The 13,732-nt window shown below is 64.5% G+C and carries 11 protein-coding genes and 1 pseudogene; 1 reads left to right on the forward strand and 11 read right to left on the reverse strand.

The genetic code is table 11. The annotated features are described in order from the left end of the window. Positions 1 to 195: 195 nt before the first annotated feature. Positions 196 to 1,231: pseudogene (locus ABEA06_RS08135) on the forward strand (IS481 family transposase); the annotation flags it as partial. Positions 1,232 to 1,983: 752 nt separating this feature from the next. Here the strand turns inward: ABEA06_RS08135 and ABEA06_RS08140 are convergent. The 11 genes from ABEA06_RS08140 to ABEA06_RS08190 form a co-directional block, all read right to left on the reverse strand. Beyond that, positions 1,984 to 2,682: a hypothetical protein gene (locus tag ABEA06_RS08140; RefSeq protein ID WP_345311143.1), complete on the reverse strand. Its 699-nt coding sequence runs from the start codon at positions 2,680 to 2,682 to the stop codon at positions 1,984 to 1,986. 77 nt (positions 2,683 to 2,759) lie between these two features. Then, the gene (locus ABEA06_RS08145) at positions 2,760 to 3,260 is read right to left on the reverse strand and encodes a Pycsar system effector family protein (RefSeq protein WP_345311144.1); all 501 of its coding nucleotides are present in this window, start codon (positions 3,258 to 3,260) and stop codon (positions 2,760 to 2,762) included. Next, a complete protein-coding gene (locus tag ABEA06_RS08150) occupies positions 3,260 to 3,955 on the reverse strand; it encodes an adenylate/guanylate cyclase domain-containing protein (protein WP_345311145.1) in 696 nt (231 codons plus the stop codon). Before ABEA06_RS08150 ends, ABEA06_RS08145 begins: the two co-directional genes overlap by 1 nt. A 542-nt stretch (positions 3,956 to 4,497) precedes the next feature. Further along, positions 4,498 to 5,955, reverse strand: a complete 1,458-nt coding sequence (locus tag ABEA06_RS08155; protein WP_345311146.1) for an MFS transporter — start codon at positions 5,953 to 5,955, stop codon at positions 4,498 to 4,500. A gap of 102 nt (positions 5,956 to 6,057) precedes the next feature. Continuing rightward, on the reverse strand, positions 6,058 to 6,828 hold the full coding sequence (locus tag ABEA06_RS08160; protein ID WP_345311147.1) for a spermidine synthase: 771 nt from the start codon (positions 6,826 to 6,828) through the stop codon (positions 6,058 to 6,060). A gap of 37 nt (positions 6,829 to 6,865) precedes the next feature. Continuing rightward, positions 6,866 to 7,408, reverse strand: a complete 543-nt coding sequence (locus tag ABEA06_RS08165; protein ID WP_345311148.1) for a hypervirulence associated TUDOR domain-containing protein — start codon at positions 7,406 to 7,408, stop codon at positions 6,866 to 6,868. Positions 7,409 to 7,596: 188 nt separating this feature from the next. Next, the gene (locus ABEA06_RS08170) at positions 7,597 to 8,877 is read right to left on the reverse strand and encodes an FAD-dependent oxidoreductase (protein ID WP_345311149.1); all 1,281 of its coding nucleotides are present in this window, start codon (positions 8,875 to 8,877) and stop codon (positions 7,597 to 7,599) included. 446 nt (positions 8,878 to 9,323) lie between these two features. Further along, the gene (locus ABEA06_RS08175) at positions 9,324 to 11,333 is read right to left on the reverse strand and encodes a BCCT family transporter (protein ID WP_425559509.1); all 2,010 of its coding nucleotides are present in this window, start codon (positions 11,331 to 11,333) and stop codon (positions 9,324 to 9,326) included. After that, complete coding sequence (locus tag ABEA06_RS08180; RefSeq protein ID WP_345311150.1) at positions 11,330 to 11,734, reverse strand: SRPBCC family protein; 405 nt, start codon at positions 11,732 to 11,734, stop codon at positions 11,330 to 11,332. Before ABEA06_RS08180 ends, ABEA06_RS08175 begins: the two co-directional genes overlap by 4 nt. Continuing rightward, entirely contained in the window at positions 11,655 to 12,308 is a 654-nt protein-coding gene (locus tag ABEA06_RS08185; protein WP_425559512.1) for an aromatic ring-hydroxylating oxygenase subunit alpha, read from the reverse strand. The genes ABEA06_RS08180 and ABEA06_RS08185 overlap by 80 nt, the downstream gene beginning before the upstream one ends. A 169-nt stretch (positions 12,309 to 12,477) precedes the next feature. After that, a complete protein-coding gene (locus ABEA06_RS08190) occupies positions 12,478 to 13,668 on the reverse strand; it encodes an NAD(P)/FAD-dependent oxidoreductase (RefSeq protein WP_345311152.1) in 1,191 nt (396 codons plus the stop codon). Between the last annotated feature and the right edge of the window lie 64 nt (positions 13,669 to 13,732).

Consider the following 13,732-nt stretch of genomic DNA (forward strand, 5'->3'; position numbering starts at 1 on the left):
TCCGGTAACCCACGAATATCTGTGAGCGAGGCCCCGGCCCGCAACCCCCCAAGGCACCCGGGCGGTCACTACATACTGTCTAGGTGTTGTGGGTCATGAGGTTCTTGTCAGGGGTGTGTTGGTGAGGTGAGGAACGGGCTCCTTGCCCAGGATGGAAGTTGCTACAGCGACCGTCCGAGACGAAAGAGCCCGTTCATGACCCACCGTAATGCACCCTTGACCCCTACCGGCAGGCTGCGCATGGTGTTGCGCCACCTCGATGATGGGATCCCCAAGGCCCACGTGGCCGCTGAGTTCCGGGTCTCGCGCCCCACCGTAAGCACCTGGGTGACCCGTTATCTGGCCGAAGGTGAGCAGGGTCTAACCGATCGCCCCTCGGTCCCGGACACTTCCTCGGCCCAGATACCACCGCAAGTGGTGGAACGCATAGAAGCCCTGCGGCGGGGGCGTAAGTGGTCCGCGCGCCGGATCTGGCACCACCTGGCCGCCGGCGGCTACGACCACGACCCCGCCCAGGACCCGGGGCTCTTCCACGCTCCGGTGATCATCGCGCTACGCACCGTGGGCCGGTGGCTGGCCCGGCTGGGGATCTCTCGGCTGCGGGATCTAAGCCCCGACGGGGACAACGCCCGAAGCACCCCGGGGCGGATTCGGGCGTACTGGCCCGGGGCATATGGTGCATTTGGATGTGAAGAAGGTCGGGCGGATCCCCGACGGGGGCGGCTGGGCCGCCCATGGCCGCGGCACCACCAAGGCGAAGGCGGCCAAGCGCGGGCCCGGGGCCAGGGCCGGTTACACCTACCTACATACGGCCATCGACGGGTTCTCCCGCCTGGCCTACACCGAAGCCGCCGACGACGAGAAAGCGGTCACCACCATCGGGTTCTTCTCCCGGGCCAAAGCGTTCTTCACCGCCCATGGCATCGAGAAGATCCATCGGGTGGTCACCGACAATGGGTCCAACTATCGCGCCGCGGACTTCACCCGCACCGGGAAAGCCCTGGCCTCCCGCCATCAGCGCATCTGTGCCTACACGCCCCGGCACAACGGGAAGGTCGAACGCTACAACCGGTTACTGGTCGATGAGGTGCTCTACACCCGCACCTACACCAGCGAACACGCCCGACGCACCGCGGTGGCGGTCTGGGTCAATCACTATAATTACCATCGACCCCATACCGCCTGCGGCGGCCAGCCCCCGGCCTCACGCACCCCAGCCCGTGTCAACAACGGATCCGAGTTCATCAACCACGACGTGGTCAACTGGGCCGCCGACAAAGACATCTACTTCACCCGGTCACGGCCCTACAAGAAGAATGACCAGGCCACCATCGAGTCCAAGAACGGACACCTGGTGCGCCGCTACGGGTTCTATTACCGCTACGACACCGGCGCCGAACCTCAACTGCTGAACCGGCTTTGGCCCCTGGTCAACGACCGGTTGAACTACCTGTCTCCCACGAAGAAACCCACCGGCTGGAGCGCCGACGCGGCCGGCCGGCGCAAACGTCTCTACGACGCCCCACAGACCCCATACCGCCGGCTGCTGGACTCCGGGACACTCAGTCGCGCCCAGCAAGCCGAACTCAGGACGCGCCACGACAGTCTGGATCCGGTGGCCATCGCCACTGAGATCGACCGGATCCACCAACAACTAATCCGCCTAGCCGCCGAAAAGACACACCACCTCGAACGAGAAGTCCAAGCCGCCTCCACCCTGCCCCACCCCGCCGGCATCAAGCTCCACCACCGGCAGGCCAGCTAGATTTCCCGGGGAATTGACTATGAGGCATCACGGTGGATCTGCCGGGTTGGTACCAAGACCGCGTTCGCCGTCACGATCAAATCAGCGGCAATCGCAATCATCGCTACGCTCACCGCGGAGGACGCCTCTTGCCGACCCCAGCATGTGGTGGTCGGTAGCCACCTACGGGGTCAGGCTCGGTATACGTTGGGTTGCGGCGGGGGGATCCTATTTCTTGCTTACCCCCACTGCATGGAGGCGAGGCGTTCACGATCGCCGTCCGTCTCGAACTGGGCCACGATTGGCTTGATGTCCACGGGTACAAGCTCCTGAGCAGGGTCTGTGATGCGGTGGACTTTAATCCACATCACGTCGTCGGGCCGAGATGTGACTGGCTGGGCCACAGTCAGGGTGAGCTTGTAGCTCTCATGTGTGTCGTCTATTGGCGTCATCTGAACTTCGCCCTGTTCGTCGAGATAGAAGTCGCTGTGACCGTCGATGGTCTGGTTGATGACCGAAGCGTTCCACCATTCAAAGCCCTCGGTCGTGTAAAGACCATCGAATCGAGGGCGCCGCGTATCAAAGTCCTCCACCAACAGGGCTTCGCTGAATTGTGGACTGTTCTCCCGGGCGATCTCCATGGCCGTCTCGGCGATAACCTGTGGGGTGGCGTTCTCCGGTAGGCGCTCCTCAAGCTCTTCCTCTCCATATTGGAACCACTCATTAAGCGCGTCGACGAAGTCAAAGGCGAGTTCCTGGTCCGACTGACCGGCTTCAAGCTGAGGTAGGGCAACCGCCGAGGGTGTCGCTGTGGCACTGGGCTGAGTCGCTGGCGCTGTCACATCACCACCTCCGGAGCCTGTGCTTCCACCGCATGCTGTCAGCAGGAGTGAGACCGCACAGGAACCAGTGACGATCTTCAGGGCCGTGGTTCGCATGGAGCCTCCTGAGGTAGCGTCTCTCCTGTTAACTTGAGCATATGGCGAGGAACGCCTGGTGGGAATAGCTGTAGAATCTAGCTCGCCACAGCCATAAGGGAAGCAGCGAACAACGAAAGCACTCCGGCGCCGATTAACCAAAGGGACCAGCCAACTTTGAGGTGCTTTTTCCACGCTATACCGGCCATGATCACAATTTGCCGGGACAGTACAAGGGTGACGTCGTCTGCCCTGAGCTCGGTCTCAAGAAATTCCGGTCTCCAGTCCTTTGCATGTCCGAAGAATATAAAGTTGTCGTGCCGTTCGGCTTTTATCTGACGCACACGGAGCGAAGGAGCTACTGCCGAGAGCGCCAGGAAGCCGCCAAGAATGAAGAGCGCAACGCTCGCCCAATACGGGAAGCGTACCCAGTTGTTACTGATATCCGCGAAAATCATTCTCTCCGCTGACAGAGCTACAAGCGCCGCGATGGCAGCCGAATCAAGGGCTACTGCAAAGCCTGCTTTGGCGTCTACCTTGCCAGTCCAGTCCAACTGAGCGGAATGGATCTGCCAGGCATGCTCGGCAGGAGTAGTCACTAGACCTCCATCCAACCGGTGCTGTGGAACGTCGTCGCATAGCCACCTAGTACGTCGCGGCCGTGGGACGCCGTCCAAAATGATTCACCTTCCAAGGCGAGAAGTGTTTCGTTCAAGTCGTCGTGGACTGCCTTGGTGACGTTAATGGTAGAACCCCGGTAATCACTGAGTCTGGCAGCGTCATTGGGTGCGTCGCCGATAGATATTAGATCGTTGCTGTTGCGAACACCGCCTCGCACAATTAAAGCCTCCCCGGTGTCAATACCGATGCCGTGGCTAATTTGATATTGCTTAGAGACATCGTTCCATTTGGTTTCGATGGCGGGTTTGATGACCTGATGCACGGCCCAGTTGATGCCGAAAGCTGCCCGAACTGCCTTGCGGTTCTTGTCTTCGCCCATGAAAATCGCCATGACCCGGTCGCCGTCGAAGCTCCGAATCTCACCTCCGTACTGGCGAAGGATCCTTGATGCCGAGTTGATGTACGCCCGAATGATGATGGCGGTGGCTTCTTTTGTGAAGCGGTGAGCTAGCTTGCTGGAGCCGGCCAGATCTGCGTACAAGTAAGTTGCATCGACGAGCTTGCCGCCGTTCTTCATGACTACGTCGTCGGTTTCGGGCACCTTGGTGCCGTTGCTAATGTTCCAACCGGCATAAAAAATGTCGCGCACTGACGACTCAATGGAGGGGTGCATGGCTCACTTTCTTGTGGGCTGTTTGCTTATGTGTCGAATCTAGCGATGCCCTCGGACAAGCTGGCCCTGCAGGACCATCCTGCGTGTGCCGTGGCGGAAGCCCAGAAGGCGTGCTTGACATGATGGCCTCCTATTAGGTCGGGCAGGCGCGGGTGCTTCCACAAACAATTTGATACGTCAACATAATGAGAGTGGGCTGGTGCGTGTTCTCTAAGGCGGCTTGGGAAGTGCTGGGTAGCGTGTGAGGAAGATTTCCGATCTCACTCAGAAGCCCCCCATGGCCCGAGCCCGTAAGAGGACATAAGTCAAGGGGTAGTTGAGCAGTGACACCTTTCTCCTCCCGGAACCCCAGGAGGTTCGTGATAACACATACGGCAAGTTCGCTCAGGAAGCGTGGAGGACGACCGCGCCCGAGAAGTACGCCCAGATTCCGGATCCGGACGCGTGGTTTGAGGCGTTGGGGGCAATGGATAGGGGACCATCGTTCATGAGATCGAGTAGAACACGCTGCTTCCCGTCTGAACAGCCCTTACCACCCGATATCAACGCGGCGACTCCAGGGGCTCATCCCCGGCGCGGGTCTCACTGCTCAGGCTTGCGCCGTCGGCCGTCTCCAGCACCTCACCCCGCTCCCCCGCGGCCCCATCCTCGGCGGCCGCGTGGGCATACTCGGCGGAGACACGGCGGTACACAGGGGTAAGGAAGGCAAGGGCCGCGGCCAGGATCATCAACGCGCCGGCGCACAGGAAGATGAGCGCGATTCCCCGGGCGGTGCCCTCTCCCAGCAGCGGTTCCAGTGCTGCGGCCCCGGCGTCGCTGCGGGCGTAGGGGATGATCCAGAACTCGGCCAGCGGCGCCACCACGAAGGCGGTGACGGGCGCGGCCGAGGACTCGAAGGCCATGGCGAACCCGAACACGCGGCCCTGCCGGGCCAAGGGCACCACGCGCTGGATGACGGTCTGCTCGGCCGCCTCCACAGCGGGGAACAGCGCCATGTACAGCCAGGTGCCGGCGATGTACAGCCACCCCCACTCCCGGATCGTGAACAAGGCACCCAGCAGGCCCAGCACCATCACCACCAGCAGCATGGTGCGCAGGGGGTTGCTGCCCAGCCCCACCTTCCCGATCACCGCGCCGCCCACGATGAACCCGGTGGACGCCAGGGCGAAGAGGCCACCCCACATCTCCACGGAGAACAGCTCCAGCCCGTAGGGATCCATCAGGGCAATGTAGGCGCCTCCAATGAAGTTGTTGAAGGTGCTGAAGATGATCAGGGCGAACAGCCCGGCCACCGCCATGACCGCGCGCCAGGAACCGGCCAGATCGAACCCGCCGTGGGCGTCCGACGGCGCGGGCTCGGCTTCTTCCGGCATCCTCACCGTGAGCAGGTGCCCAAAGGCCAGGGCGGTGAGTACGACGGCGATGACCACCGTGGCGCCCATGCCCAGCAGGCCGATGGACAGCCCCGAGAGCACCGAGGTGACCATGAAGGCGATCCCCTGGACCATCCCGACCAATCCGTGGGCGTTGGCGCGTCTTTCTGGTTCCACGAGGATGGTTACCGTGGTGGACAGGGCGATGTTGCGCATGTTCTCCACCACGGCCCCGATGAGGGTCACGGCCGCGAATCCCCAGAACCACGGACCGTCCAGCCGAGCGATCTGGCCCTCCGGGGCGAGGAGAAAGACCGCACCGGCGAGCAGGAACATCACCAGGGTGAACAGTGCGGCAAAGCGCATGACCGCCAGCTTGCGGTAGCGGTCCACCAGCGTGCCGAAGCTGATGGAACTCAGGGCGAGCAGCAGCATGTAGATCCCGCCGACCACCCCGGTGGCGATCACGTTGCGGGTTTCCAGGTAGATCCAGAACGTCAGGGCGAACCACAGGTAGCTCGTGGTCAGGTTGGCCACGGCCGTGTTCACCAGGATGTTCACAAACGTGCGACGCCGCGACGGCTCGGATCGTGCCTCGGAGACCGGTGACGTTCGGTTCTCGGTCACACATTGAGCGTAGTGGAACTCGGAACCGCCGGACAGAGCCCAGTGCCGCGGCAACAATCTTTGGCGTGCTCCGCTGACCCGGCGGTCGGTGCAGGCTCTTGGTCACCGCTCCTCAAATAATTCCACCAACCCCTCCCCATCCAGCACACCCGCCGGATGGGGGCCCGCGGCCTCGAACGACGCCGCCCACTCCCGCGGCAACGGACGCCGGCCGCCCACCAGAACCAGATTCCCGGCGTGCTCACGCGTGAACAACTGCCGGTCCGCCAGGCACCACACGTCGGCGAACACGGAACGCATCACCCGGGCTTGGTCCGTGAAGAAGGTGAGGCCGGCGTCGTCGCCCACGTTGACCACCATGACCCCGCCCGGGGCGAGCAGCTGCGCGGCCTCCTCATAGAAGAAGGCCTCCGTGAGGTGGGCGGGCGCATCAATGCCGGTGAAGACATCGAGCACCACCACGTCAACGGTGCCCGGTGCGGCCGCGTGCGGGAGGGCCGCGCGGGCGTCGTCGACGACCATCCGCACATCCGCGTCCGCCGGTAACGGCAGCGCCTCGAGTACGAAACCGGGCAGCTCCGGCTCCAACTCCACAGCTACCTGCGCCGATCCGGGGCGGGTGGCCGCAATGTAGCGGGCCAGGGTCAGGGCGCCCGCGCCCAGGTGCACGGCGGTGATCGGAGACCCCGCCGGGGCCACGACATCCACCACGTTGCCGACCCTCCGCAGGTACTCGTAGAAGATTTCCTCCGGGTGCGCGAGATTCACGTGCGACTGCTCCGCGCCGTCCAAGGACAGCACCCACCCGCCATCCGTGAACTGATCCGGGGCGATCTCCGCGTGCACTCCGGCCGCGGTGAGGTACCTGCGCATGCCGTTCATCGAGTCGGGGACGCCGGGTCTTCCCCGCTCACTCCCCGTCAATCTTCTGGGACTCGGCCCAGTCCCGGCCGGGATTTCCACCCCACGCGTCCCACGCCACACGTCCCGGGGAGGGGTAATCGTCCTCGCCGCCGTGGAAGCCCTCTGCGGAGCGGTCCACCTCATGACGCTTGAAGTATGCGCGCATTTTCTTGATGACCTCATCGTCCACGGTCTGGCCGTCGGCCAACTGGTGCGCGCGATGCTCACCGGTGTCCGTGAAACCTTTGCCGGCCTTGCCCTCGTCGATCCATTTCACGGCGCGCTGGGCCGCCTCCTGCACCTTTTTGATCGGGCGGTGACCTGAATCGTCGTCCTTGTCGCCGTCCGTGGCGTCCGTGAGCGCGGACTCGTGATGGGCGGCTTGGGAACCGGTTTTCTCGGATTCCACCACGTACACGGGATCGTCCTCGTCGGCCCGGAACGTCTGATTCTTGAACTCCAGGTCCTTCGTGTGTTTGGACTGCACGGTCCCGTACGTGGTGCCCTGCGGGGTGTTCCACCCGACCCGGTCACCCTTGCTGAAAGCCATGTGAACGCCTTTCTCATCATCGACCGCAGAAACCGTCGAGCCGGGGTTGCGTTCCGACCGAACCCGTCCGCGGGCCTTCAGTAGACCACACGGGACGACACCGCGTCACCGGCGCATACCCGCCGCTAACCCATGGATTTAAGGTTCCCTATTCCCGCAAAACGCCTCACAAAACGTAATACGGAACCTTAAATCCCGCGGCGGCCACCAGGAGACCCCCGCACCCACCCCGGCGCCCGCTCCGGCCGCGGCCCCACACCCACCGCGAGCGCCGGGAACACACTCAGCACGGGCACCCATCGGACGAGCTTCACGAGCCACATTGGCGGCCGCAGTTCCCGCCCGTTGATCGCCGGCATGATCAGCCGCGCGTGCAGGACACGCTGCAGACCCTGAACGACGATGGTGGGCACCATGCGTCGCCGCTGGATCCGGGCCAGCGCCCGCCGTTCGTCCCGCTCCGACACGGAACCGGCCAGCAACAGCGGCGCCAGTACACGCGCCGCCGCCACCGCATCCTGCACGGCCAAATTGATGCCCACGCCACCCACCGGGGACATCGCGTGCGCGGCATCCCCGATGCACAGCACACCCGGGGCGTACCAGCGCCGCAGTCGGTCCACGCGCACGTCCAGGTGCTTCACGTCGGCCATGGACTCGATCCCGGACACCCCGTCGGCTGCTTCGGGGAACAGCGCCGCGGCGTCGGCCCGGAAGGCGTCGAGACCGCGGGCGCGCACGGCGTCGTCGGCGCCCTTGGGCCCGAGCTGCGCGACCTGGATGTAGCCGTCGCGGGGGATGCCAATGGCCACGCGCCCGCGGTCGGTGCGCGGCAGCAGCGACTCGCCCGCGTGGCGAGCGGCGGGGAGGCGGTACCACCAGACGTCGAACTTGACGGGGATCTCGCGCGCGGGCAGGCCCACGTCCTGACGGATCACGGACCAGCGGCCGTCGCACGCGATCGTGAGGTCGGCCAGCACGCGGCCGGGGCCATCCTGGGATTCCACGACGACGCCGCTCACCCGCCCGTTCTCGCGCACCACACCGGTGACCTCGTGCTCGGTGAGCAGGGTGAAGGTGGGTTCAGTGGCGGCCGCCTCGGCCAGCAGACTGAGCAGATCCCACTGCGGGACCATGGCGATATAGGGGTGGCGCACGGGCAGGCGCGAGAAGTCGACCATGCGCACGGAGGACCCGCCGGGAAGGGGCAGGTCCACGTGAGTGACCTTGGAGTGCGAAATGGCGTTGAAGCGCTCGAACAGCCCGAGGTCCTCCAACAGGGCCAGGGTGGTGGGGTGCACGGTGTCCCCGCGGAAGTCCCGGAGGAAGTCCTGGTGCTTTTCCAGCACGGTGACCGCCACGCCGGCGCGGGCGAGGAGCAGGCCCAGCACCAGGCCCGCCGGGCCACCGCCGACAATCGCGCAGGTGGTGCGCCGGAGAGTACCGGGCTGAGTGGTCCTGTCGCTCATGAAAGTGCTCCTCTCGGGGAGCGGGCGTTATCGCTAGGCTCGTAGGTTTGAGGCTACTCCGGTTGGGGAATCGCACTACTTCTAGCAGGAACCAGTAGGAAGTCGGCCACGCATATGCTGTCGACATCGGGGTAGGAGCCAACTAACATTGAGATAGCCCACTCCCGCAGGGAGCAGGGAAGTTAAGGCCAGGGCCCCCGCGCTGACGGGACCTGGCCTTCGCGTTTTCTATAGCGGTATGTTGATCCGCTCGATCGTTCCATCATATTGATCGAACCACGTTCGATCGCCGATCTCGGCCTCACCCAATGCCCCCGGACGCCAGTAAAGCTGCTCCATGCACTGAGCCCGCGTTCTCTCCTGCCTACGGTGGTTGAGCGGAGCCCAACCTCCACGAGGTGCACTTTCAAATACACCCCGCGGAGAGTTGAGGTGGACGGTGACCCCTACCTCCTTGCCGTAGATCCCTCTCCGTCGCGCGGCTCGTCCCGTCCGCCGCGCCGTCTACGGCGGCGCGTTTCCCCGTGGCCGTCGTGGGACTCGTAAATGGGCTGCCCCGCCGCCGTGGCGTCCACGGCCTGGATCTGTCCCGTGTCCGGGTCGGTGTTCTCCCGGGTGACCAGCGTGAACTTCTGGTGCCCGTAGTCGTTGACCGCGGAGCGGACCGCACGGCGCATCACGGACTCGGACAGCCGCTGGCGCAACCACATGGGATCGGCCTGCAGGTCGCGGGTCAGGGCGATACAGAGCACGAACATCACCAGCACGAACGGCAGCGCCGCCACAATGGTCATCCGCTGCAACCCGCCCAGCGCCTCGTCCGGGGTGTCGCCACCGGCCAGGAGCATCACGGCCGCAACACCGCCCATGAGTACGCCCCAGAAGACCACCACGGGTCGGGACGGCTCCAGGGTGCCCCGGGAGCTCAGCGACCCCATGACGATTGACGCGGAATCCGCACCGGTGACGAAGAAGATACCCGTGAGGATCATGGCCAGCACGGCCAGGCCCGCGGTGAGCAACTGCGGTGCGTCGAGCCCGTTGAACATGTCGTAGAGGGCACCGTCGAACGAAATGGTGGGAACGCCGTCGACCATCGTGGCAATGCCGTCATTGGGGTCGGGGGTGCCGTCCGCAATGTGCTGAATGTTGACGGCGGTGCCGCCGAAGACCGCGAACCACAGCAGGGACACCAGCGACGGAACTACCAGCACGCCGGTGACGAACTGGCGGATGGTGCGCCCGCGGGAGATGCGGGCAATGAACATGCCCACAAAGGGCGTCCACGAGATCCACCACGCCCAGTAGAAAATGGTCCACCCGGACAGCCACTCGCGCATGGCCTCGTCACCGACCGCCTCCGTGCGCGCGGCCATGTCCGGAAGCTGCTGGACGTACGAGCCGATCGCGGAGGGAATCAGGTTGAGGATGAACAGGGTGGGCCCCACCACGAAAATCACCACGGCCATCAGCACCGCGAGCACCATGTTGGTGTTGGCCAAGAACTGGATACCGCGCTCGATTCCGGACACCGCCGAAGCCACAAAACAGAACGTCAACACGGCAATGATCGCCACGAGCAGGGGCGTGGCGACCTCCCCGACCAGCCCGTTGAACTGCAGGCCACTACCGATTTGCAACGCGCCCAGACCCAGCGAGGCCGCCGAGCCGAACAGCGTGGAGAAAATCGCCAGAATGTTGATGATCTTCCCGCCCGCGCCGTCCACGGCACGTCGGCCGAAGAGTGAGACAAAGGCCTCCGAGAGCAAATTCTTGCGCCCCATCCGGAACGTGCCGTACGCGACCGCGATACCGAGCACCGCGTACATGGCCCACGGGTGCAGCGTCCAGTGGAACAGCGACGTGGCCATGGCCGTCTCGATCGCCTCACTGGTCTGCCCGTCCACCGTGGCCGGGGGTGGCGAGATGTAGTGGAACAGCGGTTCGGCCACGCCGTAGAACATCAGGCCGATGCCCATTCCGCACGCAAACATCATGGAAATCCAGGAGGTGGTGCGGAACTCGGGCTGCTCGCCGTCCTTGCCGAGCGGGATCGCGCCGAACCGGCCCAGCGCCAACCACAGCACGTAAATTACGAAGAAGGACGAGCACAGAACAAAGATCCAGCCGGTGTTCTCCATGACCCAGTTCAGGGCCGTGGTCGAGGTGGTCGACAGGCTCTCCGTGCCCACGAACCCCCAGACCACGAACGCCACGACGATCGCGCCGGTCACGCCCAGGATCACCTTGTCGAGGCCTTCGAACCGGTCTCGGATCGGCCGACGACGCTGCTCCACCCCCTCTTTGAGGGCCGCCAGGATGTCCGCTTCGTTCTTTTCCGCGTGATGCAACTCGGTGGGGTCATCCACGGGACTGGCCGCTGTCGGCTCCGTGCCTGTCCCTAGACTGCCCGGCTCATCCGACGTGCCTGGATTCGAACGTTCACTGCTCATCATGGTCCCTTCGCATTGCCAGCGCTTCCGACTGTAGCCATGACCCAGTCGTGGAAGACTCCGATGTGGTGCTCGCTGGGCACGAGAACCCCGCCCTTGGCGTAGATCCTAGACCCCATGGCGGGCTGACAACGTTCGCATGCATCGAAATCCTGCTGGTTGACCCGGTGGAACAATTCCACGGAGGCAGAGACATCCTGACCGGATTCCACGACCGAGGGCAGGTACAACCAATCGCACTCCACGATCGTGTGGTCCACGGCCACGGGGAACATGCGGTGGATGATCACGTGGTCCGGCACCAGATTCACGAACACCGTGGGTTTAATGGTGATCGCGTAGTAGCGCCGGTCGTGGTCCTCGTCGACCCCTGGAATTCGGTCCAGGCCTTCCGAGCCGTCCACCGTGAAGCCCTTGACGTCCTCCCCGAACTCCGCGCCGTGACCCACGAAGTACTGGGCCGCCAGCNCACTCCATGAAGTTCTCAATGATGAGCTTCCAGTTGGCCTTCACGTCGTAGCTGATCCGCCGTCCCAGGGCGAGATGGGCGATGTCGTAGGCCTGGATGGACTCGGAATCGCCCAGCCGCTCCTCGATGGCACCCATGACGTCTTCTTCGAACGATGGCGGCTCGTCCGCCAGGCACACCCACACGTAGCCCAGGTACTCGCGCACGGGGATGGTCACCAGGCCGTACTCCTCGCGGCCGATATCGGGCATCTTGGTGAGGTTGGGCGCGGCAATCAGCTTGCCGTCAAAGTCGTAGGTCCACGCGTGGTACGGGCACTGGAAGGACCGCTTGGCCTCGCCGCTGTCCTCCGTGCACAGCTTGGCTCCGCGGTGGCGGCATACGTTGTAGAACGCGCGAATGCCGTGCTTGCGGTTGCGAGTGATGATGATGCTTTCCCGCCCCACCTGCACGGTCCGGTACGCACCAGGCTTGTCCAGGTCCGCAGAGCGCACTGCGCAGAACCACATCCGTTCGAAAATCTGCTCCTGTTCCGCCCGGAAGAAGTTCTGGTCGGTGTAGGTGCGGCCCGGCAACGTGGCAATGAGGCTTTCGGAAACAATGTTGGTGGACACGGGGCCCTCCTTGCAGAACTACTTCACACGAGGGAAGTGGGGATCGGGTGTCGTTTGCTGTGGTTCAGGCGATCAAGCGTTGTTCGGCGGAGGAAACCGCCAGTTTGGCCAAGAACTTGCGCCAGCGCGTGAACTGTTTCGGCTGGTTCCAGCCCAGAACGGCCACGGGATCATCGCCGGCGTAGTAGACGGCCAGAAAGCTCTCCTCACCGGGCCCGCCGTGCTCGTAGATCACACGGTCCGAGCCGGTCATGTCCCCCACGAACTGCAGGCGCGCGCCGTACTGGCACGACCAGAAGTAGGGCTGCTCCACGGGCAAGTACGCGTCGTCGTGGTCGAGCAACGCACCCACCGCGACGGCCGGACGGCCCACCGCACCGGCCCAGTGCTCCACCCGGCGGTGCTGCCCGGTGCGGGTGTCCAGCCACGCCGCGCAATCGCCCACGGCCACGACCCCGGGCACGGTGGTGCGCCCGGCGGCGTCGCAGACCACGCCATTGCCGACGTCGATCCCCGAGCCTTCCAGCCAGGCCACGTTGGGCTGGGCTCCGATGCCGACCACCACGATGTCCGCCGGAAGCACGCGGCCGTCGGTCAGGCGCACGTGAGTCACAGAATTGTCCTCCGTGTTGAAGCCTTCGATGTCGATCCCACACAGCAGTTCCACGCCGGCCTGCTCGTGCAGCCGTGCCACCACGGAACCCATTTCGGCGCCGAGTGGTCCGCGCAGCGGGGTGGTCGACTTCTCCAGCACGGTGACCTGCAGGCCCAGGGAGTGCGCCGTGGACGCGACCTCCGCGCCAATGAATCCGGCGCCCAGAACCACCAGCTGCCCACCGCGTTCCACGAGGGCCCGCAATTTGCGGGCGTCCTCGAGCGTGCGCAAGGTCAGCACGTTGTCCAGGCCCGAGAGCTCCGGCAACTGTCGTGCAGAGGCGCCGGTGGCGATGACCAGGAGATCCGCGCGGACCGTGCGGCCGTCCTCGAGCGTGACCTCTCGGCTGACGGGGTCGAACGAGACGGCGCGCACGCCGAGCAGCCATTCGGCGTCGAGCTGCTCCCCGTCGATTTCCAACGTCAGGTCCGCCGCCTGGAACTGGCCGCTGAGGAATTCCTTGGAGAGCGGCGGGCGGTCGTAGGGGCGTTCCGGATCATCACCAATGATGACCAGGCGGCCGGTGAATCCTTGGCGGCGGGCGGCTCGGGCTGCGGAGAGGCCGGCGAGCGAGGCACCGACAATCACGAGGGACTCCATGATGGACCCCTTTCGAATAGCTGGTCGGGACCTCGGAACTGCACCAGGGAGTCGCCCGAGACCC

Source organism: Kocuria gwangalliensis (genome assembly GCF_039544365.1).
Taxonomy (GTDB): Bacteria; Actinomycetota; Actinomycetes; order Actinomycetales; family Micrococcaceae; genus Kocuria; species Kocuria gwangalliensis.

Excerpts from the sequence above, each read along its gene's own strand:
- ABEA06_RS08140 (WP_345311143.1), bottom strand. The coding sequence starts at position 2,682 with ATGCGAACCACGGCCCTGAAGATCGTCACTGGTTCCTGTGCGGTCTCA.
- ABEA06_RS08150 (WP_345311145.1), bottom strand. The coding sequence starts at position 3,955 with ATGCACCCCTCCATTGAGTCGTCAGTGCGCGACATTTTTTATGCCGGT.
- ABEA06_RS08160 (WP_345311147.1), bottom strand. The coding sequence starts at position 6,828 with ATGCGCAGGTACCTCACCGCGGCCGGAGTGCACGCGGAGATCGCCCCG.
- ABEA06_RS08165 (WP_345311148.1), bottom strand. The coding sequence starts at position 7,408 with ATGGCTTTCAGCAAGGGTGACCGGGTCGGGTGGAACACCCCGCAGGGC.
- ABEA06_RS08170 (WP_345311149.1), bottom strand. The coding sequence starts at position 8,877 with ATGAGCGACAGGACCACTCAGCCCGGTACTCTCCGGCGCACCACCTGC.
- ABEA06_RS08175 (WP_425559509.1), bottom strand. The coding sequence starts at position 11,333 with ATGATGAGCAGTGAACGTTCGAATCCAGGCACGTCGGATGAGCCGGGC.
- ABEA06_RS08190 (WP_345311152.1), bottom strand. The coding sequence starts at position 13,668 with ATGGAGTCCCTCGTGATTGTCGGTGCCTCGCTCGCCGGCCTCTCCGCA.